Origin of the sequence: Amycolatopsis sp. La24 (genome assembly GCF_029087445.1) — a bacterium.
GTDB lineage: Bacteria > Actinomycetota > Actinomycetes > Mycobacteriales > Pseudonocardiaceae > Amycolatopsis > Amycolatopsis nivea.
On the sequence record NZ_JARACH010000021.1, the window covers coordinates 38,983 to 64,422 of the forward strand.

26 protein-coding genes and 3 tRNA genes are annotated in these 25,440 nt (G+C 68.5%); 4 read left to right on the forward strand and 25 right to left on the reverse strand.

Annotated features, from left to right (window positions below; all coding sequences use genetic code 11):
• Positions 1–106 precede the first annotated feature (106 nt).
• Positions 107–577, forward strand: coding sequence for a gamma subclass chorismate mutase AroQ (gene aroQ, locus PUT80_RS20885; RefSeq protein ID WP_275293173.1), 471 nt, complete (start codon positions 107–109; stop codon positions 575–577).
• Positions 578–593: 16 nt separating this feature from the next.
• Here the strand turns inward: aroQ and PUT80_RS20890 are convergent, their stop codons facing one another.
• The 13 genes from PUT80_RS20890 to rplJ form a co-directional block, all read right to left on the reverse strand.
• Positions 594–1,661 carry a hypothetical protein gene (locus tag PUT80_RS20890; protein ID WP_275293174.1) on the reverse strand — a complete coding sequence of 356 codons (1,068 nt, stop codon included), beginning with the start codon at positions 1,659–1,661 and terminating at the stop codon, positions 594–596.
• Between the two features lie 26 nt (positions 1,662–1,687).
• Positions 1,688–2,296, reverse strand: coding sequence for a hypothetical protein (locus PUT80_RS20895; protein ID WP_037360197.1), 609 nt, complete (start codon positions 2,294–2,296; stop codon positions 1,688–1,690).
• A gap of 36 nt (positions 2,297–2,332) precedes the next feature.
• On the reverse strand, positions 2,333–3,595 hold the full coding sequence (locus PUT80_RS20900; protein ID WP_275293175.1) for an MlaD family protein: 1,263 nt from the start codon (positions 3,593–3,595) through the stop codon (positions 2,333–2,335).
• On the reverse strand, positions 3,595–4,815 hold the full coding sequence (locus tag PUT80_RS20905; RefSeq protein WP_037360389.1) for an MCE family protein: 1,221 nt from the start codon (positions 4,813–4,815) through the stop codon (positions 3,595–3,597). Before PUT80_RS20905 ends, PUT80_RS20900 begins: the two co-directional genes overlap by 1 nt.
• A gap of 10 nt (positions 4,816–4,825) precedes the next feature.
• Positions 4,826–6,007 carry an MCE family protein gene (locus tag PUT80_RS20910; RefSeq protein ID WP_037360193.1) on the reverse strand — a complete coding sequence of 394 codons (1,182 nt, stop codon included), beginning with the start codon at positions 6,005–6,007 and terminating at the stop codon, positions 4,826–4,828.
• Complete coding sequence (locus tag PUT80_RS20915; protein ID WP_134733102.1) at positions 6,004–6,990, reverse strand: MCE family protein; 987 nt, start codon at positions 6,988–6,990, stop codon at positions 6,004–6,006. The genes PUT80_RS20910 and PUT80_RS20915 overlap by 4 nt, the downstream gene beginning before the upstream one ends.
• Positions 6,987–8,015 carry an MCE family protein gene (locus PUT80_RS20920; RefSeq protein WP_037360189.1) on the reverse strand — a complete coding sequence of 343 codons (1,029 nt, stop codon included), beginning with the start codon at positions 8,013–8,015 and terminating at the stop codon, positions 6,987–6,989. Before PUT80_RS20920 ends, PUT80_RS20915 begins: the two co-directional genes overlap by 4 nt.
• Positions 8,012–9,343, reverse strand: coding sequence for an MCE family protein (locus tag PUT80_RS20925; protein ID WP_275293176.1), 1,332 nt, complete (start codon positions 9,341–9,343; stop codon positions 8,012–8,014). Before PUT80_RS20925 ends, PUT80_RS20920 begins: the two co-directional genes overlap by 4 nt.
• Positions 9,340–10,176 carry an ABC transporter permease gene (locus PUT80_RS20930; RefSeq protein WP_037360186.1) on the reverse strand — a complete coding sequence of 279 codons (837 nt, stop codon included), beginning with the start codon at positions 10,174–10,176 and terminating at the stop codon, positions 9,340–9,342. Before PUT80_RS20930 ends, PUT80_RS20925 begins: the two co-directional genes overlap by 4 nt.
• Positions 10,177–10,178: 2 nt before the next feature.
• Positions 10,179–10,931, reverse strand: coding sequence for an ABC transporter permease (locus PUT80_RS20935; RefSeq protein WP_051165981.1), 753 nt, complete (start codon positions 10,929–10,931; stop codon positions 10,179–10,181).
• 32 nt (positions 10,932–10,963) lie between these two features.
• Positions 10,964–12,145 carry an ABC transporter ATP-binding protein gene (locus tag PUT80_RS20940; RefSeq protein ID WP_037816295.1) on the reverse strand — a complete coding sequence of 394 codons (1,182 nt, stop codon included), beginning with the start codon at positions 12,143–12,145 and terminating at the stop codon, positions 10,964–10,966.
• A 457-nt stretch (positions 12,146–12,602) separates the two neighbouring features.
• A complete protein-coding gene (gene rplL, locus PUT80_RS20945; protein WP_037816296.1) occupies positions 12,603–12,989 on the reverse strand; it encodes a 50S ribosomal protein L7/L12 in 387 nt (128 codons plus the stop codon).
• 50 nt (positions 12,990–13,039) lie between these two features.
• Positions 13,040–13,594, reverse strand: coding sequence for a 50S ribosomal protein L10 (rplJ, locus tag PUT80_RS20950; protein ID WP_037816297.1), 555 nt, complete (start codon positions 13,592–13,594; stop codon positions 13,040–13,042).
• A gap of 319 nt (positions 13,595–13,913) precedes the next feature.
• Here rplJ and PUT80_RS20955 point away from each other — a divergent pair, with 319 nt between their 5' ends.
• The gene (locus PUT80_RS20955; protein ID WP_275293177.1) at positions 13,914–14,897 is read left to right on the forward strand and encodes a hypothetical protein; all 984 of its coding nucleotides are present in this window, start codon (positions 13,914–13,916) and stop codon (positions 14,895–14,897) included.
• Between the two features lie 3 nt (positions 14,898–14,900).
• Here the strand turns inward: PUT80_RS20955 and PUT80_RS20960 are convergent, their stop codons facing one another.
• From PUT80_RS20960 to PUT80_RS20985, 6 genes are all read right to left on the reverse strand, one after another.
• On the reverse strand, positions 14,901–15,710 hold the full coding sequence (locus tag PUT80_RS20960; RefSeq protein ID WP_275293178.1) for an alpha/beta hydrolase: 810 nt from the start codon (positions 15,708–15,710) through the stop codon (positions 14,901–14,903).
• Positions 15,711–15,779: 69 nt separating this feature from the next.
• On the reverse strand, positions 15,780–16,499 hold the full coding sequence (gene rplA, locus PUT80_RS20965; protein WP_037816302.1) for a 50S ribosomal protein L1: 720 nt from the start codon (positions 16,497–16,499) through the stop codon (positions 15,780–15,782).
• A gap of 90 nt (positions 16,500–16,589) precedes the next feature.
• Positions 16,590–17,021, reverse strand: coding sequence for a 50S ribosomal protein L11 (gene rplK / locus PUT80_RS20970; protein WP_037360170.1), 432 nt, complete (start codon positions 17,019–17,021; stop codon positions 16,590–16,592).
• An 82-nt stretch (positions 17,022–17,103) separates the two neighbouring features.
• Positions 17,104–17,925 carry a transcription termination/antitermination protein NusG gene (gene nusG, locus PUT80_RS20975; protein WP_275293179.1) on the reverse strand — a complete coding sequence of 274 codons (822 nt, stop codon included), beginning with the start codon at positions 17,923–17,925 and terminating at the stop codon, positions 17,104–17,106.
• A 76-nt stretch (positions 17,926–18,001) separates the two neighbouring features.
• Complete coding sequence (gene secE / locus PUT80_RS20980) at positions 18,002–18,436, reverse strand: preprotein translocase subunit SecE (RefSeq protein ID WP_107051120.1); 435 nt, start codon at positions 18,434–18,436, stop codon at positions 18,002–18,004.
• A gap of 32 nt (positions 18,437–18,468) precedes the next feature.
• Positions 18,469–18,541 (reverse strand) — tRNA-Trp (locus PUT80_RS20985).
• 434 nt (positions 18,542–18,975) lie between these two features.
• On the opposite strand from PUT80_RS20985, the gene PUT80_RS20990 reads away from it, so the two are divergent.
• Both PUT80_RS20990 and PUT80_RS20995 read left to right on the forward strand, forming a co-directional pair.
• A complete protein-coding gene (locus tag PUT80_RS20990) occupies positions 18,976–19,878 on the forward strand; it encodes a TIGR03619 family F420-dependent LLM class oxidoreductase (protein WP_275293180.1) in 903 nt (300 codons plus the stop codon).
• A gap of 50 nt (positions 19,879–19,928) precedes the next feature.
• Entirely contained in the window at positions 19,929–20,837 is a 909-nt protein-coding gene (locus tag PUT80_RS20995; protein WP_275293181.1) for an SGNH/GDSL hydrolase family protein, read from the forward strand.
• A 373-nt stretch (positions 20,838–21,210) separates the two neighbouring features.
• Here the strand turns inward: PUT80_RS20995 and PUT80_RS21000 are convergent, their stop codons facing one another.
• The 6 genes from PUT80_RS21000 to PUT80_RS21025 form a co-directional block, all read right to left on the reverse strand.
• Positions 21,211–21,609, reverse strand: a complete 399-nt coding sequence (locus PUT80_RS21000) for a MaoC family dehydratase (protein WP_043827683.1) — start codon at positions 21,607–21,609, stop codon at positions 21,211–21,213.
• Positions 21,606–22,055 (reverse strand): MaoC family dehydratase N-terminal domain-containing protein, encoded by a 450-nt coding sequence (locus PUT80_RS21005; RefSeq protein ID WP_037816309.1) that lies wholly within the window; start codon positions 22,053–22,055, stop codon positions 21,606–21,608. The genes PUT80_RS21000 and PUT80_RS21005 overlap by 4 nt, the downstream gene beginning before the upstream one ends.
• A gap of 125 nt (positions 22,056–22,180) precedes the next feature.
• Positions 22,181–22,345, reverse strand: a complete 165-nt coding sequence (gene rpmG, locus PUT80_RS21010) for a 50S ribosomal protein L33 (protein ID WP_005152047.1) — start codon at positions 22,343–22,345, stop codon at positions 22,181–22,183.
• A 49-nt stretch (positions 22,346–22,394) separates the two neighbouring features.
• Positions 22,395–22,467 (reverse strand) — tRNA-Met (locus PUT80_RS21015).
• A gap of 162 nt (positions 22,468–22,629) precedes the next feature.
• Positions 22,630–22,702: transfer RNA gene (locus PUT80_RS21020), tRNA-Thr, on the reverse strand.
• A gap of 79 nt (positions 22,703–22,781) precedes the next feature.
• Complete coding sequence (locus PUT80_RS21025) at positions 22,782–25,403, reverse strand: EAL domain-containing protein (RefSeq protein WP_275293182.1); 2,622 nt, start codon at positions 25,401–25,403, stop codon at positions 22,782–22,784.
• Between the last annotated feature and the right edge of the window lie 37 nt (positions 25,404–25,440).

The following is a 25,440-nucleotide window of genomic DNA, read 5'->3' on the forward strand; positions in this document are numbered from 1 at the left end:
CTTGAGTTCCTGGCATTGGGGGTTGCGCACGCCTGGAAGCGACGCTTGGCAACGGACGCGGCACGGTGATCAACTGGGCGGGCCCGAACTCCCGGAGGTGCGCACGATGCCCGGACCCGACGCGTCGCTTCCCGACCTGGTCCTGCGCAGGCTGGCGATCAGCGAACAGGTCGCCGCCGCGAAGTTCGGGGCCGGGCGGCCGGTCGACGATCCCGTCCGCGAGCAGCGGGAGCTGGCCCACGTCCGGGTGCTTGCCCGCGAAATCGGCCTCGACCCGGATCTCGCCGCCGGGTTCCTCTCGGATCAGATCACCGCCAGCAAGCAGGTCCAGCATCGGCTCTTCACGCGCTGGAGCGCACATCCCGGCGACCTGCCCGAGGGCGGTCCCGACCTATCGGTGCTGCGGGCCGAATTGGACGGTCTCACGGTCGCTCTGCTGGACCGGCTGGCTGCGACCGGCTCGGAGGCCCTAGAGCCGCCGGAGAGCCCGGATGAGCTGAAGGAGCCGCTTCGGACGGCGTTCCGGACGCTGACACGACAACGGCCCGCCCCCGGAGGTTCCGGGAACGGGCCGTGACGACTGCTCAGGACGCTTACTTCGACGGCGGAGCCGAAGCGGGCGCGGACGGCGCGGGGGCGCCGGCGGCCGGTGCGGCGGCCTTGTAGGTGTCCATGTCGGTGATCTTCCACGTGTTGCCCTGCAGCTGGGCGTCCACGTGCATCTGCGCCGTGCCCGCGGCGGTCTGCTTCGTGTCCGCGCGCGTCGACGTCTGGTCGATGAACAGCATCACCCTGGCGAGGTCGCCGTTCAGCCGGATCACCGCGCTGCGGGTGACCTTGCAGGTCACGACCACCTTCTGCTCCGGAGCCAGCTTCTTGACCTGGCCCATCAGCGCGTTGTAGCTCGTCTTGACCTGGTCGGTGGCGAGCAGCTGGTTGGCCGCGTCCTCGGTCTTCTTGATGTTGTTGAAGTCGTAGGAGAACAGCGTCTCGATAGCCTTCGAGACCTGGTCCTTGACCTGTGCGGTCTTCGCCACGTCGAGCACCGCGCGGTTGCTCGTCGAATCGGCCGCGTCCGAGCCCTTGACCTGGAAGATGACCGCCGCGGCGACCAGTGCCAGCCCGACCACCAGCAGCAGTGCGACGCGCACGGTGTTGCGGCTGACCACGGACCGCTGAGCCGGTACCTCGGCGGCTTCCTCCGCCCGGGCCTTGGTCTCGGCTTCCTCGACGTCCGAGGGCTTCTCCGAGCCGGTGTCGCGCTTCTTGCGCCGCGGGCTCGGCCGGGCCGGTTTCTCGTCCTCGACGGTCTCGCCGGTGAGCGCGTCGACCTCTTCGGCCGGGGCTTCCTTGGTTACCCCGGAGACCTCGGCGGCGTCTTCCTCGACAGGGGTCTCCGCGACCTCGGCCGAAGCAGGCTCGGTCTCGGTCGAAGCGGGCTCAGGGTCGGCCGGGCGCACCAGGCCGCCGCGGGGAATCCGCAGCTCCTGGGTCACCTCGGCCGGATCCGCGTCGGGGAGCGGCCGCGGCCGGGGGCGCGGCTTGGGCGAGGCCGCCGGCGCCGCCGGGTCCGACGGCTTGCGCAGCCCGGCGACCTTCGGCTTGCGAGCCGGTGGCGTGCTGCTGCTGCTGCGCGGTGGCTGGCGACGGGAGGGGGGCACTGCGGAACTCCGATCTGCGGGTGAAGCTACTTGCCGGCGGCGACGAGCGGCACTTGGTCGATCCCGGACAGCTTCCACTTGCCGTCGACCCGGGTCATCTGGACCTCGAGCCGCAGCGCCTTGGTGGCGTTCTTCCCGCCCGCCGAGGTGTCCGTGCTGATCGCGGCCAGGAAGCTGGCCTTGCCGTCGTGGTCGTTGAGCTCCTCGACCGCGATGTCCTGGATCGTGGTGGTGACCTTGACCTTCTGGTCGGTCAGCGCCTTCGAGTAGTTCGGCTGGGCCTGCTCGATCTGCTTGGCCATGTCGTCGCTGGAGACGTCCTTCTGCTGCTGGAAGTACGTGTCCAGGTGCTGGTAGTCGACCTGGGTGTAGGCCAGCACCGCGGCGGCGCCGTCCTTGAGCACGTCGTCGCGCGCCGAAGCCAGACCCCGGTCGCCGTCCATCTCCGCGACCAGCCACATGATCCCGAACACGATCGCCACCACCAGCGCGGCGAGAGCGAACGCCCCGGATCCGAACAGCCACACCCGCGGCGATCCGGGAAGCGTCCACTTTTCCTTCGCCGCCACCGCCGTTGCCGGTTCGGGCGTATCAGCGGTCACCTCTTCCTCGGCGACCGCGTGCTCGGCACTCATAACACTCCAGAGTAGGTAACAGTCATCAAATCCCGGTCAGCCGAGTCCCAGCAGCGAGCCCATGCTGTTCAGGGACACCCCGGGGCTGCCGACTACGCCCGGCACCTGAGCGTCGCGCTGCTCCTGCAGCTGCTGCGCCGGCCGGTTCTGGTTCGCCGCGATGTCCTGCTGCGACGGCTGCACCGGCACGCCGTTGTACGGCGCGTTCTGGGAACCCCGGACGTTGATCGGGCTGCCCTTCGGCTCGGCACAGTAGGCCTTGTCGTCCTCGGGCCGGGGCGAGGTGTCCGAACCCGGACGGTACTGGCTGTAGGGCAGATAGCCCTTCGTGCACGACGGCGGGTTGAACAGGTTCAGCACCAGGCCGAGGTGCGCGGTCCCGTCGCCGGGGGCCACCGACGGCGCGGCGGCCGCCAGTGCCGGATAGGTCACCAGGCCCTGTTCGAGGCCGTCCAGCCGGGTCACGGTCAGGTTGGCCGTCGTCAGCAGGTTCGCGGTCAGCGCGCCGAGGCCGGGCCCGGTCTCCTTGAGCACCTGGCTGATCTGGGTCGCCACCTGCGGGGTGACGCCGATCAGCTTGCGCAGGTCGCCGTCGGAGTTCTTGAGCGTCCCGCTGAGCTGGTTGAGGCTCTTGGAGAAGGACGCGAAGTTCGACGCCTCGTCGTTCTGCGTGTCCAGCACCTGGCCGCCTGCCTGCAGCAGCTGCACGGTCTGCGGCAGGTACTGCTGCGCGGTGGTGGTGAAGCTGCGCGCGGTGTCGAGCAGCTTCTGCAGGTCGCCGCCGGTGCCGCGGAACGCGTCGTAGGACTCGTCGACGACCTTCCGCAGCGCGTCGGTCGGCACCGAGGCCGACAGCGAGTCGAGATCGCCGAGCAGCCGGTCGGTGCTGACCGGGGTGCTCGTGCGGGCGGCCGGGATCACCGAACCGCTCGCGAGGTACGGGCCTTGGTCGTTCTTCGGCCGCAGGTCGACGTACTGCTCGCCGACCGCGGACCGGTTGGCGACGACCGCGTCGAGGTCGGCGGGCACGCGCGGGGCCGACGGGTCGATGTTCAGGTCGGCCTCGAGCCCGCTCTGGGTCAGCCGCAGCTGCCCGACGCGGCCGACGTTGAAGCCGCGGTAGGTGACCTCGGCGTTGGTGAAGATCCCGCCGGATTCGTTGAGCTGCAGCTTGACCGTGTACCCGTTGCTGCCGAACACCGTGCCGAGGCCGGCGAACCGGATCAGCGCGTACACGATGGCCACGACCGAGATGATGGCGAAGGCCACCAGCTGGATTTTCGTCCTGCGCAGCAACATCAGCCAGCACCTCCGGAAAGCACCCCGAACAGGCCGGACAACCCGCTCTGCGACGGCTGCCCGCCGCCCTGGCCGCCGGTCGAGGACGGAGCCTGCTGTTGCTGCGCGGGCTGGCTGCCCGGGAACGACAGCGGCGGCGGCTGGTTCGCGGGCGAGCCTTCGACGCCGCCGGTCAGCCCCGGCGCGGGAATGAGCCCGTTGAGCCCGTTCTGCCTGCTGCGGCCGAGGTTGTCGATGACGTCCTTGAGGTTCAGGTCGACCTTGGCGAACAGGTTGAAGTAGTCGCCCTTGACGTCGTTGTAGGCCTGGTCGGTGAACGGATAGGTCAGCAGGATCTCCAGCGCCTTCGGCAGGTCGCTGCCCGCCTCGCCGAGCTTCTGCAGCGTCGGCGTGAGCGCCTTGAGGTCGGCGACCAGGTCCGCCTTGCTCTTGTTGACCGTGTCGGTCGCGACGCCGGAGAGGTTGTTGAGCGCGTTCAGCATGGTCACCAGCTGGCCGCGCTGCTGCTCCAGCACCCCGAGCCCGGGCCCGAGGTTGTCGACCGCGCCGACCAGCTTGTCCTTCTGGTCCCGCAGCGTCATGGACAGCCGGTTGAGGCCGTCGAGCGCGCGGGTGATGTTGGCCGACTGGTTGTCGAGGTTGGTGACCAGCTCGTTCGCGTTGGCCAGCAGCGCCTTGATGTCCGGCTCGCGGCCGGCGGTGGCGTTGTTGAGTTCCTTGGTGATCGTGTTGAGCTGCTCCACGCCGCCGCCGTTGAGCAGCAGGGACAGCGCGCCGAGCACCTCCTCGACCTGGACGTCGCGGCCGGTGCGCGCGAGCGGGATGGTCGCCCCGTTCGCCAGCTGCCCGGTCGCCTCGTCGCCGCCCGGCGAAGCCAGCTCGACGTACTTCTCGCCGAGCAGGCTCGACTGCTTCACGTTGGCCATCGCGTTGGCTGGCAGCTTGACGTCCCCGTTGACCTCGACGGTCACCTCGGCGTGCCAGCCGTCCGGCGTCAGCCCGATCGACTTGACCTGCCCGACCGGCACCTCGTTGACCTTCACCCCGGACTGCGGGACGAGGTCGAGCACGTCCTTGAACTGGATCTTCAGCGTGTACGGGTGGCTGCCGAGGTCGGCCCCGCCGGGCAGCGGGACGTCGTAGACGCCGTTGAACGCGCAGCCGCTCAGCACGAGCGCGGACACCGTGGCGAGCGCTCCGCCCGCGGCGAACTTCGTCAGTCGCTTCACGTCAGCTCCCCTGCGTCCCGTAGACCTGGCCCTGCAGCGGGAGCGGCAGCGGCGGCAGCTGGCCGTTCTGCATCGCCTGGATGACCTGCGCGGTGGACGGCAGCGGAACCACGCCGTCGACCACCTTGGCGATGCCGTCGCAGGCGTTGCCGAGCAGCTGCTTGGTCACCGAGGTCTGCTTGAGCAGGCTGCAGACCATCACCAGCGGCGGCTGGGTCAGCTCGTTGAGGTTCGGCCGCGTGTCGAGCGTGCCGGACGAGCCGTTGTAGACGCCGACGATGTTGGACAGCGCGACCGGCGCGACGTCGAGGATCTCGGCGAGCGAGCTGCGCTGGTCCACCAGCACCTTGGTCACGCTGGCCAGTTTGTCCACATTGGACTTCAACCGGCCGCGGTTGCGTTCGATGAAGCCCTGCACCGACTGCAGCGTGGTGCCGAGCTGCTGCACGGTCTGGGCGAGATTGTCCTTCTCCCCGGCGAGGAATCCGCTCACGTCGGCGAGCTGGCTCTCGAACTGGCGCACCTGCCCGTCGCTGTTGGCGAGCGACTGGGAGAACTTGCCGAGGTTCTGCACCGTCTGGAAGAGGTCGTCCTTGTTGTCCGCCAGCGTTCCGGACGCCTGCCCGAGCTTGGTGATCGTGTCGTGCAGCGCCTTGCCGTTGCCGTCGAGGTTGTTCGCGGCGGTGTTCAGCAGGTCCGAGAGCGAGCCGTTCTTGTTGGCCCCGTTCGGTCCGAGCGTCTCGCTGACCTTGGCGAGGCTGGCGGCGAGCTGGTCGACCTCCAGCGGAACCTCGGTGCGGTCGAGGCCGATCGTCGCGCCGTCGGAGATGCGCGGGCCGCCGGTGTAGGCCGGGGCGAGCTGGACGTAGCGGTCGCTGACCAGCGACGGCGACACGATGACCGCCTTCGCGTCGGCGGGCACCGCGACCGAGCGGTCGTATTCGAGGTCGACCCGGACCTGGTTGCCCATCGGCTGGATCTTGGTCACCGTGCCCATGTCCACGCCGAGCATCCGGACGCTGTTGCCCTCGTAAAGGCCGACGGCGCCGGAGAAGTACGCGGTCAGGTGGTTGCGGCCGGCGTCCTTCAACGTCCACCAGAGCGCGCCCGCGACCACGAGCGCGAGGACGATCGCGATCGTGAAGCCGCGGGTGAGCGACTGGCCGAAGCGGGTGTCGGTCATTTGGAGTTGCACCCCTCCGGATTGAGCGGGCCGACCGAAGGAAGCACCAGGCCGCAGATGTAGTTGTCGAACCAGTGCCCGGTGCCGATCGTGTTGTTGAAGACCCGGATGAACGGCGCGAACTTCTGGATCCCCTGCGCCAGCGAGTCCTGGTTGCGCTGCAGCATCGACGTGAGCTGGTCGAGCTGGGTGAGCACCGGGTTCAGCTGGCCGTCGTTGTCGTCGATCAGGCCCTGCAGCTGCGTCGAGAGCTGCTTCGAACCGTCGAGCAGCGTCTTGATCGCCTGCTCGCGCTTGCCGATCTCGTCCAGCAGCTGGTTGCCGTCGGTGATCAGCTTCTGCACCTCGGCGTCCCGGTCGACCAGGGTCTGCGACACCTGGCGCGTGTTGGCCAGCAGGTTCGCCAGCTGCGAATCGCGCTTGGCGATCGTGTCCGACAGCTTCGACAGCCCGGACAGCGCGCCCTTCACGTCCTGCGGCGTGTTCGAGAACGTCTGGGTGATCGCCTCGAAGCTCTTCGACAGCTGGTTCGTGTCGATCGCGTCGACCGTCTGCGACAGGCCGCGGAACGCGTCGAGCACGTCGTACGGCGACATCGTCCGGTCGCGCGGGATCGGCGAACCGGGGTCGAGGTTGCCGTTGCCCTGCGGGTCGAGCGCGAGGTACTTCTGGCCGAGCAGCGTCTTGATCTTGATCGCCGCCGTGGTCTTGTCGCCCATCCAGGCGTCCTTGACCTTGAACGACACCTTGACGTTCGGGCCGTCGAGCTTGATGTCGGACACCTTGCCGACCTTCACGCCCGCGATCCGCACGTCGTTGTCCTTCTGCAGCCCGGCCGCTTCGGAGAAGTCCGCGCTGTAGGTGGTGCCGCCGCCGATCACCGGCAGGTCCTCGGAATTCATGGCGGCGACGAGGCCGAGCGCCATGACCGCGATGCCGACCAGCGCGATCGGGATCGGGTTGCGTTTCTGGAAGGACTTCATGGCTTGCACCTGTCCCGGTTCACCGGCGCGAGCGTGAAGTCCGTCGGCGGCAGCAGCCCTGGCACGCCCACCGTCCCGGTCATCTCGCAGGAGTAGAAGTTGAACCACGAGCCGTAGTCGCCGGTGCGGGTGAGCGCACTGACCTTCTTCGGCATGAACTGGATGAAGTGCTCGACGAGCGGCTCGTTCTGGTTCAGGTTCGTGGTGAGCTTGCCCAGAGCGGCGATGTCGTCCTTCAGCGGAGCCCGCGCGTCGGTCAGCAGACCGGCGGTCGTGTTGGCCAGGTTGCCCAGCCCCTCGATCGCGTCGCCGATCGGCTTGCGGTCCGCGGCGAGGCCGGACACCAGCTGCTGCAGCTTCACGATCAGGTCGTTGAGCTGCGGGGTGTGCTGGTTGACCGTGTCGAGGACCGAGTTGAGGTTGTCGATGACCTCGCCGATCACCTGGTCCTTGTTGGCGATCGTGGTGGCCAGCGAAGCGGTGTGCGACAGCAGGCTTTCCACCGTGCCGCCCTCGCCCTGCAGCACCTGGATGACCTCGTACGACAGCTTGTTGACGTCGGCCGGGTTCAGAGCGGTGAACAGCGGCTTGAAACCGTTGAACAGCTCGGTCAGGTCCAGCGCGGGCGTGGTGCGCTCGAGCGGGATGGTGTCGCCCGGCTTGAGCGTCGCGCCGCTGGTGTCGTCGCCCTCGCCGAGCGAGACGTAGCGCTGGCCGACCAGGTTGCGGAACTTGATCTGCGCGGTGACGCCTGCCGGGAGCTTGCGCCCTGAGTCGACCTCGAAGTCCACCTGCGCCTGGCGCTTGTCGACGATCTTCACGTCCTTGACCTGGCCGACGCGGACGCCGGCGATGCGCACGTCGTCGTTCGGCAGCAGGAGCGTGGCGTCGGTGAACCGCGCGGAGTAGGCGCTCGTGCTGGTGGTGTTGATGTTCGCGATGCTGATGCCGAGCACTGTCGTGAACAGCACCGTGACGACCACGAAGATCGTCAGCTTGATCAGCGGTGCGGCGAGTCCCCTCACTTGACCGTCACCTCCGTGCCCCGGTAGAGCGGGCCGACGAGCAGCGAGCCCCAGCCCGGGAACTGGTTCTGCGAAATCCCCATCTCCGGGCTGACCAGCGCGGCGAGGAAGTTGTTCTCGGCCGCGGTGTTGACCGGGTTGCCGCCCGACGTGCCGCCGCCGTTGACCCCGGCCGCGTCTGCCTTGAAGTTGGCCGGGTTGACGCCCTCGCCCACGGTCTTCGGAGCCGCGCCCTGTTTGGTGCCGTCCTTGAACGGGCCGTCCGGCGGTTGCTGCGGGAACGGGTCCGGCGCGGGGTTGAGGTCGTAGCAGCGCGGGCCGCGCTTGTCCTCGAACCGCGGTTCCTCGCCCGGCTTGTACGGCCCGCGGTTGACGACGACCTCGATGGTCGCGTTCAGGCCGGGCTTGCCGTTGTACTTGCCCAGCGCCGCGTCCGCGACCGGCACGACCTTCGCCATCTGCTTCAGCACGCACGGGTATTCCGGCGAGTACTTGGCGAGCAGCTCAGCGGTCGGGCGCGCGGTGCTGGCGAGGCTGATCAGGTTCTGCGAGTTCGCCTCGAGGAACGACTGCAGGTCCTGCGACGCGGTGGTGAGGTTGCCGTAGAGGCTCGACAGGTTCGCCTGCTCGGCGACCACGGTGCGGGTGGTCGTGCTCAGGTTGTCCAGGCTCTGCACCAGATCCGGCGTCGCGTTGCTCAGGTGGCCGGAGAACTCCGCGAGCGCCTGGAGGTTGTGCTGCAGCTCCGGCTCGTGCGGGTTCAGCTCGCCGATGTACTGGCCGAGCTGCGAAAGCGTTTCGCCGAGCGGCTTGCCGCGGCCCTGCAGCGCGGTCGAGATCGCGGTGAGCGTGCTGGACAGCTTCTGCGGCTGCACCGCCTGCAGCACCGGCATCAGGTGTTCGAGCGCCTGGTCCAGTTCGACCGCGCCGGAAGTGCGGTCCTGGGTGATCACGTCGCCCTGGGAAAGCGTCTTGCTCGACGGGTCCTGCGGAATCTGCAGCGACACATAGCGTTCGCCGAACAACGTCTTGGGAAGGAATCGCGCGGACACGTTCTCCGGAATCAGCTTCACCGACTCCGGATCCATCGCCAGCGTCAGTTCCGCGCCGTTCTCGGTGGCCTTGATGTCCTGCACCGAACCGACGATCAAACCGCGGACCTTCACGTCCGACTGCTTGAGCAGCTGGTTGCCGATGTGGCCCGCGTCGAGCTTCACGGTGACGAACTTGCTGAACGCCTTGTCGTACATCGCGATGCTGAGCGCGATCCCGCCGACGAGCACCGCCACCAGCAGCAGGCCGAGCAACCTGCGCCGTAGTGTGGTCATCCCGCAATCCTCACCGTGACGTCGGTTCCCCAAATCGCGAAACCGATGAAGAAGTTCACGACCGAAACCGTGACGATGGAAAGCCGCACCGCGCGGCCGACGGCCACGCCCACCCCGGCGGGCCCGCCGCTGGCCCGGTACCCGAAGTAGCAGTGCGAAAGAATGATCAAAACGCTGAAGATCAGCACCTTGATGAACGAATAGAGCACGTCTTGCGGTGGTAGGAACAGGTCGAAGTAATGGTCGTAGGTACCCGCGGATTGTCCGTAGATATAGATAACGACCAGCCGCGAGGCGAGGTACGAGCTCAACAGGCCGATCACGTACAGCGGGATCACGGCCACGAACCCGGCGATGATCCGCGTGGTCACCAGGTACGGGAGGCTCGGCACGCCCATCACCTCGAGGGCGTCGATCTCCTCGGAGATCCGCATCGCGCCGAGCTGCGCGGTGAAGCCCGCGCCGACCGTCGCCGACAGCGCCAGCCCGGCGACCAGCGGCGCGATCTCGCGGGTGTTGAAGAACGCGGTGAGGAAGCCGGTGAAGGCCGACGTGCCGATCGAGTTCAGCGCCGAGTAGCCCTGGAGGCCGACGAGGACACCAGTGAACAGCGTCAGGCCGACCATCACGCCGACCGTGCCGCCGATGACCGCGAGCGAGCCGGAACCGAAGCTCACCTCGGCCAGCAGCCGCAGCACTTCCTTGGTGTAGCGGCGCAGCGTGCGCGGCGTCCACAGCAGAGCCCTGCCGTAGAACGACATCTGGTCGCCGAGCGTGTCCAGGGTCTCCAGCGGGCGGTTGGCGATCCGCTTCGCCCCCGAGAGGAACGTCATGATCAGTCCAGCTTTCCGGGCACGAGCTGCAGGTAGATCAGCGTGATCACGAAGTTCACGACGAAGAGCAGCAGGAACGTGATGACCACCGACTGGTTCACCGCGTCGCCGACGCCCTTCGGGCCGCCGCTCGGGTGCAGGCCGCGGTAAGCCGCCACGACCGCCGCGATGAAGCCGAAGATCAGCGCCTTGATCTCGCCGACCCAGAGGTCGGGCAGCTGCGCGAGCGCGGAGAAGCTGGACAGGTACGCGCCAGGGGTGCCGCCCTGGAGCACGACGTTGAAGAAGTAGCCGCCGAGCACGCCGATGACGCTGACCATGCCGTTGAGCAGGAGCGCGACGAGCATCATGGCGAGCGTGCGGGGCACGATCAGGCGCTGGACCGCGGAGACGCCCAGCACCTCCATCGCGTCGATCTCCTCGCGGATGGTCCGCGCGCCGATGTCCGCACAGACCGCGCTGCCGCCCGCGCCGGCCACCAGCAGCGCGGTGACCAGCGGACTGGCCTGCTGCACGGTCGCCAGCACCGAACCGGCACCGGTGTAGGACTGCGCGCCGAGCTGGCGGGCGAGCGCGCCGAACTGCAGCGAGATGACCGCGCCGAACGGGATCGCGACGAGCGCGGTCGGCAGGATCGTCACGCTCGCGACGAACCAGGCCTGCTGGATGAACTCGCGGAACTGGAACGGGCGCTGGAAGATGCCGCGGATGATGTCGAGGCCGAGCGCGAACAGGTTCCCGGTCTCCCGCAGCATTCCGTAGCCGGGGATCTTGGCCGTGCTGGTGGTCACGCGCCACCCTGCCCGTGCCGGGGCGACCGGCGGTCGGCGGCGCCGGGGATGCGCGCGACCTGGTCGGCGGGGAGCTGTCCCTGGTGCTGGTTGGGCACTGGACCCGGAGAGCTGACCGGAGGCAGCTGCTGGGTGTCCTCGGGACCTGGCTGGTGGTGGAAGGCACCGGGGTTGGGCCGCACGTTGTAGTGCCGCTGCTGCTCGGGCGTCAGGGATTCGATGATCCCCTCCTGCGCGCTCGGCGGGAGCGTGTGCAGGATCCGCATGACGCGGTCCATCCGCCGCTTCGCCCCGGCCCGCTCCGGCACGCCCGGGCTGACCTGCATCTGCGGCACCACGCCGCGCACGTCCTCGTTGAGCACGTCGCCGTGGCCCGCCTCGGCCTCGGCCTGCTCGCGGGCCATCTGGGCGCTGTCCTTCTCCTCGGACATGCCGATCGGGCCGAGCTTGCGGCCGTTGAGGAACTGCTCGACCACCGGTTCGTCGCTGGTCAGCAGCACCTCGCGCGGGCCGAACATGACGAGTTCCTTGCGGAACAGCATGCCGAGGTTGTCCGGCACCGTGCGGGCGAGGTTGATGTTGTGCGACACGATCAGGAACGTCGCGTCGATCTGGGCGTTGACGTCCAGGAAGAGCTGCGAGATGTAGGTCGTGCGGACCGGGTCGAGACCGGAGTCCGGCTCGTCGACCAGGATGATCTCCGGGTCCAGCACGAGGGCGCGGGCGAGGCCGGCGCGCTTGCGCATACCGCCGGAGATCTCGCCGGGGAGCTTCTTGTCCGCGCCGGCCAGACCGGTGATCTCGAGCTTCTCGAGCACGATGCGGCGGATCTCGGTCTCGGACTTCTTCGTGTGCTCCCGCAGCGGGAAAGCCACGTTGTCGAAGAGGTTCATCGAGCCGAACAGCGCGCCGTCCTGGAACAGGACGCCGAAGAGCTTCCGGATCTCGTACAGCTTGTGCTCGGAGCAGGTGACGATGTCGACGCCGTTGATGACGCACCGTCCGCGGTCCGGCTTGAGCAGGCCGATCATCGACTTCAGGAACACGGACTTGCCGGTTCCGGACGGGCCGAGCATCGCCGAGACCTCGCCGGGAGGCAGGGTCAGCGTCACGTCCCGCCAGATGGTCTGCTTTCCGAAGGACTTCGTCAGACCTTCGATGACCACCTCGGCACCCATCGCACCTCCAGGAGCTGTTCCGCGTCGTCGCGCACCGCCGCCCCGTCACCGCTGGCAGCGGCGGAGCTCGCGCGGCGAACTCCGCTTCAACCAGGTGCAACGAGCTGAGCGCGAACAGGTTACTCACCAGTTTTGTTCTCTGGCCAGCCCCCGTGCACACCTCACGCGACGGGGATCCAGTACGGCGACCGCTGGCAGCACGGTAGTGCACGTCACGTTCGAGCGCAGATCCAGATGGCCGACTTCCGCTCACCCTGACGGGTTAACCGGCGGAAACGCGGCAAACAGGGGGTGACCCGGCGTCGCCGGACGCACGGTTTGTTCGCCTGAACGAGGGTGTCGCGGGACCGGCTCGGCGACTGTGCGTCTTTTTTGTCCGGACAGCGAAAGGGGCGGGCACCCGTGTCGGGTGTCCGCCCCTTTCGAGGTGGTGCAACAGGCGCTTGCGCGCCCGGGATCACTTGATGGAGATCTTGGCGCCAGCGGCCTCGAGCTTCTCCTTGGCGGCCTCGGCGGCCTCCTTGTCGACCTTCTCCAGGAGCGCCTTCGGAGCGGCCTCGACCAGCTCCTTGGCCTCCTTCAGGCCCAGACCGGAGACGACCTCGCGGACGACCTTGATGACCTGGATCTTCTTGTCGCCGGCCGAGTCGAGGATGACGTCGAACTCGTCCTGCTCCGCAGCGGCCTCGGCGGGCGCGGCGCCCGGGGCGGCGGCGACGACGGCGGCCGGGGCGGCGGCGGTGACGTCGAAGACCTCTTCGAATTCCTTCACGAACTCGGACAGCTCAAGAAGGGTCAGCTCCTTGAAGGCGTCGATCAGCTCGGCGGTGCTCAGCTTCGCCATGATGGCTTCCTCTCAGAAAAACGAACGAGACGTTCGGGGGGTGGGGTGGTTCAGCTCTCGGCGGGTGCTTCGGCTGCTTCGGTACCGGTGGCGTTGCGCTGCTTCTCCTCCAGCGCGGCAGCCAGGCGGGCAACCTGGGACGCAGGCGCCTGGAACAGCGCCGCGGCCTGGGAAAGCTTCGCCTTGAACGCGCCCGCCGCCTTGGAGAGCAGCACCTCGCGGCTGTCGAGATCGGCGATCTTGGTGATCTCGTCCACGGACAGCGACTTGCCGTCCATGTAGCCGCCCTTGATGACAAGCGCGTTGTTTTCCTTCGCGAAGTCGCGAAGCGCCTTCGCGGCGTCGACTGCCTCGCCGTGCACAAAAGCGATCGCGGTCGGGCCGACGAACAGGTCCTCGATCCCCTCGAGGCCGGCGTCCTCAGCGGCACGCTTGACGAGGGTGTTCTTCGCGACCCGGTACTTGGCACTGGTGCCGAGAGCGCGGCGCAGCTGGGACAGCTGAGTCACGGAGAGGCCGGTGTACTCGGTAACGACGGTGGCCGAGCTGCTGCGGAAACTCTCCGCGATCTCGGCGACGGCCGCCACCTTGTCGGGCTTCGCCATGGTCGCCTCCTCTCTTGGCTAGTGTCACCACTGGCTTCGGCGGAGGCGCCCCCGAACGAAAAAACGCCCACGCGCAGTCAGACGCGGGGCGTTGCCCAGCCATGAAGACTGGGGTGAAAGCCTCGTTCCTCCTGCGCGGGCCGTCGCCGTTGCGGGCGAACCTTCGCTCCCCGGGAATCCGGAGAGAACCAGCGGTCTTTGGTAGAACCGTCGACCAGCATACGGGAGGGTTGTTCGCCGTTCGCGGGCACCCCCTTGCTGAACTGCGAGAACCGGGGCAGTCTCGGGAAATCGCGCCGGAGCGGGCATCATTGGTGACGTGGCGGAACAGCGTGATCACGGAAAGCCGGAAGAAACCCCCTCTCCCGGTTCGGGCGGATCCTCGACACAACCGCCCGCGCAACCGCCTGCGTTGCCCCAGCCCGGCGGGGCCGAGGTCGCGCCGCGCACTCCCGCGCAACCAGCGGCGAGCGAGCCTCAGCTGGATCCGGAGCAACTGCGCCAGTTCCAGGAATTCCAGCGGTTCCAGGAGTACCTGCGGTTCACCCAGTCCCAGCAGGGCGCCGAACCGACTCCGGCACCCGACGCTGGTCTGGTCCCGGCCGGAAACCGCCAGCCGCAACCGCTGGCCGGTGGCCAGCCGCCTGCGCCGCCGAACCACCCGGGCGCGCTGACGGAGTACGAAGAACCGCCGAAGAACCGCCGCCCGGTCCCGCGCTGGGTGAAGCGGCTCGGCGGGAAGATCCTGGGCTGGGTGATCGCCTTGGTCATCCTCGGGATCCTGGTCAACTGGGGATACCACCAGATCTTCCCCAGCGACGACGGCAAAACCTCGGCCCAGATCGCCGCCGAGGGCGGCGGGACCTACCACACGAACCAGATCCTCACGACGGCCTCGCCCTATGAATCAGTGCGCCGCGTCTACGACGGGATCGCTCAGCACGGCCCCGGGCCGAAGAGCATGGTCGACCACGTTTGCGGCCTTTTCGACCAGGCAACGCAACAGAAGTTCGCGACCGATCTCGGTTTCACGGACTGCGCCGTCGCGGTGCAGGGCCTGCACGACCGGCTTGACCGGGCACCCGGTTCAGTCGACGCCTACGCCGAGTCGATCTCGAAGCGCTCCGGATGGCCGCCGGGCGAGGACGTGGTGATCAAGTCGTGCGACTTCGCGATCACCGGCGGCCCGGCTCTCGGCGACTTCACCGTCAAGCAGGTCGAAAAAGGACAGTGGCTGATCGTCGGGCATAAACGCGGACCCGAAAAGTGCACGCCACCGACGGCGACCTCCACCCCGGGCTGACCGTCAGGCAGGCGAGCTGATCGGCAACCGGGTCTCCCCCGTGTCCGAGTACGCGAAGAAGTCCACCAACGACGCCGCGAAAGCCGGGTGTGCCACCGCTTCCATGTGGTTCCCCGGCACCCGCACCAACCGCGCGCCCGCGATTCCCGCGGCGAGGCGTTCCGGCTGGGTCGCCAGTTCGTCCGACTCCCCGGCCAGGATCAGCGTCGCCGCCGACAGGTTCGTGAGTCGCATCGGGCCGTGCGGGGTCGCGTGCATGACCGCGGCCAGTGCTTCGACGTCCGCGCCCGCGCGGCGGGCCAGGCGGCGGAACGGGCGGGCCGCCGGGGGCACCTGCGACCGGTCCTCGGCCAGCAGTCCGTCCGCGATCTGGCTGCGGTTGATGACCCGGGCGTCCACCCCGCCGAAGTCCACGATTCCCGCGCCGACGCCGCCGACGGCGAGGCAGCGGACTCGCCGGTCACTCGTAGCCACCAGCAGCGAGACGATCGCGCCCATCGAATAGCCCGCCAGGCACACCTCGTCCAGGCCGAGTTCGTCGAACAGCGCGGTCAGGTCCGCGGCCATGATGTCCTCGCCGTAGGCCACCGGGTCGTGCGGTTTCTCCGACTCGCCGTGTCCGCGCGCGTCCAGTGCGATCACCGTGAACCCGGCCTTGACCAGTGCGTCCACGACTCCGGGATTGACCCAGTTCACCTGGGAATCGGCGGCGAAACCGTGGTGCAGCACGACGGGCCGCCGGTGCCGTCCGTCGCCCTCCCAGACCGTGTAGCTCAGCTGGAGCCCGTCGGGGGCGAGGAACGTCGTTGGCATACGTCCATGAGACACGAAAAAAGGGTGGTCACGCACGAAGCGTGACCACCCTTTCGCGTGATGTGCGACTCAGACCGCGGCTTCCTCGGAGAGGAGGTTGCGGGTCCGCGCCGGGTCGACCGGGATGCCCGGGCCCATCGTCGTGGTGAAGGTGATCTTCTTGACGTAGCGGCCCTTCGCCGACGACGGCTTGGCGCGCAGGATCTCGTCCAGCGCGGCCGCGTAGTTCTCCACCAGCTTCTCGGTGTCGAACGACGCCTTGCCGATCACCAGGTGCAGGTTCGCCTGCTTGTCGACGCGGAAGTTGATCTTGCCGCCCTTGATGTCCTTCACGGCCTTCTCGACCGCGGGGGTCACCGTGCCGGTCTTCGGGTTCGGCATGAGGCCGCGCGGGCCGAGGATGCGGGCGATGCGGCCCACCTTGGCCATCTGGTCCGGCGTCGCGATCGCGGCGTCGAAGTCGAGCCAGCCACCCTGGATGCGCTCGATCAGTTCGTCGGTGCCGACCGCGTCCGCGCCGGCGGCTTCGGCCTCAGCGGCCTTGTCGCCGACGGCGAAAACAATGACGCGGGCGGTCTTACCGGTGCCGTGCGGCAGGTTCACGGTGCCGCGGACCATCTGGTCGGCCTTGCGCGGGTCGACCCCGAGACGCATCGCGACCTCGACGGTCGCGTCCATCTTCGTCTTGGAGGTCTCCTTCGCCAGCTTCACGGCCTCGAGCGGCGCGTACAGACGCGCCTTGTCGATCAGCTCGGCGGCCTGGCGGTAGGCCTTGCTGTGCTTGGTCATGCTTCTGTCCTTAGTAAGTCAGTGGATCAGTGTGGTGACGAGCCAGCACCTGGCTCTCCCACTGGTTTTGCTTCGGCGAGGCCGAAGCAATTACTCGACCGTGATGCCCATCGAGCGGGCGGTGCCGGCGATGATCTTCGCGGCCTGGTCGATGTCGTGCGCGTTGAGGTCGGTCTCCTTGGTCTTCGCGATCTCGCGGACCTGGTCCCAGGTGACCTTGGCGACCTTGGTCTTGTGCGGCTCGCCGGAGCCCTTCTCCACGCCCGCGGCCTTGAGCAGCAGCTTGGCGGCCGGCGGCGTCTTCAGCTTGAAGTCGAACGACCGGTCTTCGTACACGGAGATCTCGACCGGGACGACGTCCCCGCGCTGCGACTCGGTCGCGGCGTTGTAGGCCTTGCAGAACTCCATGATGTTGACGCCGTGCTGACCCAGCGCCGGGCCGACCGGCGGCGCGGGGTTGGCCGCACCCGCCTTGATCTGCAGCTTGATGATCGCCGCAAGCTTCTTCTTCTTGGGTGGCATTACCTTGTGTCCTTCTTAACTGACGTGAGTCCCCCGCACACCTGCCAGTACGCGGGGACTGCCGACCGGGATGGCCCGGCCGTCAGATCTTGGAGACCTGGCTGAACGAGAGCTCGACCGGGGTCTCCCGGCCGAAGATCGACACCAGGACCTTCAGCTTCTGCCCGTCGACGTTGACCTCGGAGATCGTGGCGGGCAGCGTGGCGAACGGGCCGTCCATGACGGTGACCGACTCGCCGACCTCGAAGTCGACCTCGACGGCGGGCGCACCGGACGGCGCGGCCGCGGCGGATTCGCCGCCCTTGGCAGCCTTGGCCGGGGCTTCCTTCTCGACCTGCGGGGCGAGGAACTTCAGCACCTCGTCCACGGTCAGCGGCGACGGCCGCGAGGTGGCTCCGACGAACCCGGTGACGCCCGGGGTGTTGCGGACCGCGCTCCACGACTGGTCGTTGAGGTCCATCCGGACCAGGATGTAGCCGGGCAGCACCTTGCGCTGCACCTGCTTGCGCTGGCCGTTCTTGATCTCGGTGACCTCTTCGGTCGGGACCTCGATCTGGAAGATGTAGTCCTCGACGTCCAGGGTCTGGGTACGCGTCTCGAGGTTGGTCTTGACCTTGTTCTCGTAACCGGCGTACGAGTGCACGACGTACCACTCGCCCGGCGCGGCCTTGAGCTCGGCGCGCAGCGCGGCGACCGGGTCGTCCGCCTCGGGGGCGGGCTCGGTCACGTCGGCTTCGGCGGCGTCGTCCGCGTCCTCGGCGCTCTCGTCGGCGGCGACCTCGTCCTCGGCGACGGGCACCTCGACGGCGTCGGCGGACTCCTCGTCGCCGGGTGCCGTCTGCACCTGCTCGTCGGAAAGCTCGGTCAGGTCGCGACCGGCTTCGGTGCCGTTGTCGGAGGTCACGTTCCGTCCTCTCAGTTGATCGCTTGCCGGGCCGGACCGGGGCCCGGCCAGCGCGGTGGCGCGCCCGTTGCGGGCGTCAGCCGAAGACCAGCCCGACCAGCTCCTTGAAGCCGAGATCGAGGCCGCTCACGAGGGCCACCATGAACACCACGAACACCAGCACGACCGCGGTGTAGGTGACCATCTGCTTGCGGTTGGGCCAGATGACCTTGCGGAGCTCGGCCCAGACCTCGCGGATGAACCGCGTGAACCGGGCGAACACCGAGGCCTTCTTGGCCTTCCGGTCCCGTTTGGGGGTGGGCACGCCCTTGGCGTCGGCGGGCTTCGCGACCTTGTCGCCCGCCTTGCCGGACGGACGGGTCGAGCCCGGCCGTGCCTCGGACTTGCCTGCCGGCCGAGCGGAAGCGCGGCGTTCGCGCCGAGCCGCGGCGGACACCGGGCGGGATTCGACTCCGGGCTGCTTGCCCGAATCGTCCTGCTCGTGCTCGCCGCTGGCGTCGCTGTCGCTCACGACCACTCCTCCGCTCCACCAGTTCCCGTACGCAGGGGTGACAGGACTTGAACCTGCAACCTGCGGTTTTGGAGACCGCTGCTCTGCCAATTGAGCTACACCCCTGTGGAGCCCGGTCACCCTGGCTCCGGAGGACGCATTCCATCGTCCCCACCATCCGGCGGGGATGACCGTAGTGCGTTCCGAGTTCCGAAGTCTACGGCAAGCCATATGAAGCCTCGCAACCCAGCCCCCTCGACCGCGCCGCGACGGTCTCGCGGCACCCCGGAGACGGCCGTTCCGGACCCTTCGGACAGCACCCCGGAATCCTCGGCGAAGATCACCTGATCGTGCGAATATGAGCCTGTGTCTGCTATCCGATTAATCGTAAAGCCGCTGACGAGCGCTGTCCCGTCCGGCTTCGCGACCGCTCCGGATCGCTGGCACGGCAACCGAAATCGCTTCCACGCCCGCGAAATTCCCCGCCAGGAAGCCAAGACCGGCACACTGGAAGATGATCTTCGTTGACCCGCAAGCGAAACTCTGATCAAGGAGCAGCGGTGACCTCATTCCGGCTTGGCCTCGCTTTGCCGCAGTACGGCAAGCTCGCCGATCCCTCCGCCATCGCCGGCTTCGCCACCGAAGCCGAGCGGATGGGCTTCGCTTCGCTGTGGGTCGGCGACCGGGTCCTGACCCCGGTCGCTCCGAAGACCTATTACCCGTCCGGTACACCCGAACAGCCGTACCCGCCGGAGTTCGTGCGCTTCGTCGATCCGCTGCTGGCGCTCACCATCGCGGCGAATTCGACCGAGACCGCGCGGCTGGGGTCGAGCACCCTCAACGGCCCGCTCTACTCCCCGGTGCTGCTGGCGCGTTCGCTGACTTCGCTCGACCTGCTGTCCGGCGGCAGGCTCGACGTCGGCCTCGGGCTCAGCTGGCTGCGCGACGAGTACATCGCCGCCGGCGTGCCGTGGGAGCACCGCGGCGCGCGGCTGGCCGAACTGGTCCAGGTGCTGCGGACGCTCTGGACCGCGGATCCGGCCGGGCACCAGAGCGAACGCTGGGACATCCCGGACTCGCTGATCGGCCTGCGTCCGCTGCAGCAGCCCGGTCCGCCGGTGCTGCTGGGCGGGGCGTCGGACGCGGCACTGCGCCGCGTCGGCCGGATCGCCGACGGCTGGCTGCCCGCCGGGCTCCCGATCCCGATGCTGCGGCAGAAGTGGGACGTGGTCGTCGAATCCGCGGAGAAGGCAGGCCGGGACCCGGAGTCGCTGCGCCGGGTGCTGCGGATCAACCCGACGCCGGGCTCGAAGACGGCGTCCGTCGAGGACGTCGCGGCTCAGCTGAAGGCCGCCGAAGCGGACGGCATCACCGAGGCGCTGGTCGATCTGCACTATGTGGCCGAAACCGTCCCGCACGCGCTGGAACTGGCGGGCGAACTGCATGCCGCTGTCTTTGCGTGATCACCCGTAAGCGGGTCGTCGGCGAGGAGCGGGACCGGTAAAACGGTCGGGTGGGGGCAAACAAAAGCGGTGGATGCGGGTTGCTCGTCCTCGTGGTCGCGGGGGCGCTGCTGGCCGTCGGCTACTACAAGTCGAAGCACGACTCGTCGACCGCACCGCCGTCGGGCGCGGACACCGGCGGCGGCAGCGGCCGCTACGTCGCGCTCGGCGACTCGTACACGTCCGCGCCGCGCACCGGGAAGCAGGCGGGCTCGCCGGCCGGGTGTGCTCGGTCGGACAACAACTATCCGCACCTGGTGTCGGCGAAACTGAAGCCGGCGAAGTTCGTGGACGTCAGCTGCAGCGGCGCGACGACCGAGGACCTGACCGACACCCAGTCGACCCGCAACGGCTCGAACCCGCCGCAGTTCGACTCGGTCACCGCGGACACGACGCTCGTCACCCTGGGCATCGGCGGCAACGATGTGGGATTCATCTCACTGGCCCAGACCTGTGTGACCTCCCACCAGAGCGCCTCGCCGTGCAAAGACCGGCTCACCGCGGGTGGCAAGGACGAACTGGCCGACCGAATCAGCGCGACCGCGAAGAAGGTCGGCACCGCGCTCGACCAGATCCACAAGAAGGCCCCGAAGGCGCGAGTGGTGGTCGTGGGCTACCCGACGGTCCTCCCCGACGGCGACGGCTGCTGGCCGGTGCTGCCGCTGGGTTCCGGCGACGTGGCGTATCTGCGGGACGCGCTCGGCAAGCTCAACGACGCCCTGTCCGACCAGGCCAAGTCCCACGACGCCGGGTTCGCCGACACCGCCGCGCCGAGCAAGGGGCACGACGTGTGCGCGAACTCGGACGTCAAGTGGGTCGAAGGGGTGATCCCGACGTCCTCGGCCGCGGCCCTGCACCCGAACGCACGGGGCGAGGCGGGGATGGCTGACGTGGTGGAGTCGGTGCTCGGGGTGCACTGAGACCGACCCAATGTGGCGTTGGGTGCGTCCCACGCACCCAATGTGGCATTCGGTGCGTGCCGCGCACCCAATGTGGCATTCGGTGCGTCAGATGCACCCAACGCCACATTGGGGCGATCAGGCTGAGCTGCGGGCTCGTAAGGGGCGGGCGAGAGCTGCGGTTTGCGGCGGGTTCCCGGTAGCGCTCGCCGGGCCGCGGCGGAGCACCGGCTGGCGAGGCTGGCCGCGTGGCTTCGCCTACCCCGAAAGTCCGTGAAGGGCTCCTTGAGGGAATCTGATTCCCTCAAGGAGCCCTTCACGGACAGCAGCAGCGCGCCGGGACCCGTGGCGGCAGGACCGGCCACGGAGGAAGCGCTGGGCAAAGGCGGGTTGCTCAGGGGCGGACGAGAGCCTGCGGTTTGCCCAGCACGGTCTTGCCCTCGAACTTCACCGTCAGGTCGATCCGGGCCAGTCCCTCGTCGGTCAGGGCGCCGACCTTGCCGGTCACCTCGACCAGTGCGCCCTCGTCGTTGTCCGGCACCACGACCGGGCGGGTGAAGCGCGTGCTGAAGTCCACGAGGCGGGCCGGGTCGCCGAGCCAGTCAGTGACGATGCGGCCGGACAGGGCCATCGTGAGCATGCCGTGCGCGATCACGTCCGGGAGGCCGACCTTGGTCGCGAAGTTCTCGTTCCAGTGGATCGGGTTGAAATCGAGCGAGGCCCCGGCGTAGCGGACCAGCTGCGCGCGGGTGATGCGGACCTCCAGCGGAGGCAGTTCGTCGCCGACGTTCACGCTTCCGCCCCCCGAACCACGAGCTGCGCCCGCGTCGTGCACACGAGTTTGCCGTCCGCGTCGGTGATTTCCGCGCGGAGGTTGATGAAGTCGTTGCCCGCCCGCGCCATGATCGACTCGATCGTGGCCGAGATTTCGAGCTCGTCGCCCGCGTGGACCGGGCGTTCGTAGCGGAAGCCCTGGTCGCCGTGGACCATCCGGGAGTAGTCGAGTCCGAGCGCGGGGTCGGTCACGATGCCGTTGATCTTCGGCAGGTTCAGGATGGTGAGGAAGGTGGGCGGCGCGAGCACGTCCGGGTGGCCGGCCGCGCGGGCCGCCTCCGGGTCCCGGTACACCGGGTTCGGGTCGTCGATCGCGTCGGCGAACTCGCGGATCTTCTCCCGGCTCACGAAGTACTTGCTGTCCGACGGGTACTCCCGCCCGGTGAACGACTGGTCCAAAGGCACGCGAAGAAGGCTAACCGAACCCGGCGGCCGTCCCGCGCGGGTGCCTAAACCCGCCGGTAACAGCGAAAAGCCGCCCCGGCGAGTGCCGGGACGGCTTTTGCGAAGCTGGTAAAAGACCGCCTGCGTCAGCGGGTCTCTTTGTGAGTCCGGTGCGTACCGCAGTTCGGGCAGAACTTCTTCATCTCCAGGCGATCCGGGTTGTTGCGCCGGTTCTTCTTGGTGATGTAGTTGCGGTGCTTGCACTCCTCGCACGCCAGCGTGATCTTGGGTCGCACGTCGGTGGCAGCCACAGCGTTTCCTTCTCTCTCAGATCCGGGGGCCAGCCCCGTCGTTACCGCGTAGCGGTGGCCGGACTTGAACCGGCGACACAGCGATTATGAGCCGCTTGCTCTGCCAACTGAGCTACACCGCCCTACGTGACACCCACCCCACCCGAGCTGCCAAGTCAAGGTGACCCGGCCCGGGGGTCCAGGGGGCAAGCCCCCTGGCGGGGGTCTGGGGGTTCGACCCCCAGATGGACGCCGCGAAGCGAGCCACGTCTGCGTTTTCCGCAGACATAGCTCGCCTACTCGCGAGCCCCTTTACGGAATCGAACCGTAGACCTTCTCCTTACCATGGAGACGCTCTGCCGACTGAGCTAAAGGGGCCTGCCTCTCGCGAGGACTTGGAAAGATTAGCAACCCCCTTCACCCGCACGTGCAACCGGGGTCGGTTAACCGCAAAACCTCAGGTCAGCAGGGTCAGCACGGTCTCCGAGTGCCGTCCCGGCGAGCGTGCCGTGCGGGCCTGCAGCCACGCCTCGAGGCGGTCCTCCGGCAGCGGCCGCGAGATCAGATAACCCTGGGCGACGTCACATCCCATCGCCTCGAGCTGATCGCGCGCCACGTCCTCCTCGACGCCTTCCGCCACGACCGTCAGCCCCAGCGAGTGCCCGAGTTCGACAATCGACCGCACCACCGCGAGGTCGCCGAGATCCGTGCCCATGCCGAGCACGAAGCTCTTGTCGATCTTGACCTGGTCCACCGGCAGCTGGCGCAGGTACGCGAGCGACGAGTAGCCGGTGCCGAAGTCGTCCACCGCCAGCACGATGCCCAGCGAATGCAGCTCGCGCAGGATCGGCAGCGCCTTCTGCGGGTCGGACATCACGCCGGACTCGGTCAGTTCGAACGTCAGCAGCTCCGGCGGCACGTCGAAGCGTTCCAGTTCGCGCTGGACCTTCGCCGGGAAGTCGTCGTCGGACAGGTTCCGCACCGACAGGTTCACCGCCGCGGAGATCCGCAGGCCCTCGTCGAGCCACTTGCGCACGCGCTGCAGCGATTGCTCCAGCACGAACGACGTCAGCACCCCGATCAGGCCAGCCGCCTCGATCGCGGGCACGAACTCGTCCGGGCCAAGCCTGCCGAACTCCGGGTGCACCCAGCGCACGAGCGCCTCGACGCCCTGCACCTGCCGGTTCGGCAGCGTCACCTTCGGCTGGTAATGCACGGAGACGTGGCCGTCTTCGAGCGACTGCCGGAACTGCGTGACCATCTGGAACCGGCGCAGGAAGATCTGTCCCATGCTCGGCACGTAGCCGCGTACTTCCTCGCCGCCGCGAGTGGCGCGGACGGCGACGTCGGCGCGCTGCAGCAAGCCGTCGACATCGACCTCGCCGGCGTCGTCCACCGAGCTGGCGTAGCCGATCATCGCGTTGGCCTCGACCGAAAGCCGGTCCACCGGGTACGGCTCGGACAGCTGCACGCGAAGCCGTTCCGCGGCGCGGTGTGCGTCTTCGATCGTGCAGTCCACGAGCAGCGCGGCGAAGGACGCGCCTTCGAGCCGGGCGAGCGGGACGTCCGGGCCGAGTGCGCCGCGGATGCGGGTGCCCGCGGCGACGACCATCCGGTCCGCCCACGAGTAGCCAAGCGCGTCGCTGACCGTGGAGAAGACGTCGAGGTCGATCCGCAGCACCACGACCTCCGCCGATTCGCGCAGCGGATCCCGCGAGACCTGCTGGAATCCCGGCCGGTTCAGGTGCCCGGTGAGCGGGTCGTGGTAGGCGTCGTGGCGGAGCGTGGCGAGCAGCCGCCGGTTGTCGAGCGACGTCGCGAGGTGGCTGGCCATCGTGCCGAGCAACTGGACGTCGTACTTGCCGAAACCGCGCCAGCGCGAGAGCCGGTCGTGCGCTTCGACGACGCCGAGCAGCCGGTTCGCGCTGCGCAGCGGCACCACGAGCGCTTCCTGCGCACTGCGTTCCAGCAGCGCCGCGCGGACGTCCGGGTTGGCCTCGGTGATCCGGAAGTGCCGCACGTGCGCGCCGGGCAGGCGCAGCAGCGGGTCGTCGCTGGCCGGGTCCGAAGCCGGGAGTTCGTTGCCCGCGACCACGACGCGCATCGGGTCTTCGGGCTCGAGCCGCAGCCGGAGCACGACGCGTCCGGCGGCGAGCTGGTCCTTGATCCGCTCGGCGATCGTGGCCCATTCGCGCACGTCGACGCCGCCCACCAGTTCCTCGCCACGGCTCGCCGGACGGGCGGCGGCCTGCTGTCCGGACCGCGCGACCATCAGGCTGACGTCGGACAGCGCTTCCATGTCCCGCTGTTCGCGAAGCAGATCGGAGTAAGCCCAGTACAGCGCGGTCAGGCCGAGGAACACCGCCAGCACCAGCGGCCAGGCCTGCGGGGTGCTCGCGATGACGAGGTAGCCGGTGAGGCCGACCGAGGCGTTGACGAAGCCGACCACGAGGATGCGGCCGGTCAGCCGGATCGCGGTGCTCACGCGCATCCGGCGGCGCAGCACGCGCACGGCGGCCAGCGCGAGCAGCGTGCTGACCAGCGGCGCGGTGAGCGTTCCGGCGAGCGCGGCGACCCACGGCATGGTCGGCCCGCCGCCCATGGCCAGGTGCACGAGCCCGGCGACGGCGAACGCGCCGGTGATTTCGAGCAGGAACGCGCCCGCGTTGTAGAGGACGCGGCCGGCGACCTTGCGGGCCAGCAGCGTGCCGATGCCCGCCACGAGATGCGCGGCGAGCACCACTTCGAACGGGGCGACGAAGAAACCGATTACCAGCGGAATCTCGGTGAACGAGATGGTCCACGAGATGCCGCTGCGGACGTCGACGTTGATGCCGAGCTGTTCGGCGAGCAGGAACGCGACCGCGAGCACCGGGCCGATCCACCAGAGCTTCGCCGAGCCGTGGAACGGCAGCCAGGCGCCGACGGCGAAGGCCGCGAGCAGGCCGAGACCCAGCACGAAGAAGGTGTAAACGCGGAAGCGGCTCTCGTCCGTGCGGCCTTCGGCCGGTGCGGAGCCAGCACCTCCCGAGCCCATCGCCTCCGGCGCGGTACCGGGATGGGCGTTGCTGTCCGGCATCCGACCTTCCTTCCCGGCTGCCCGGTCGCGCTCGTCC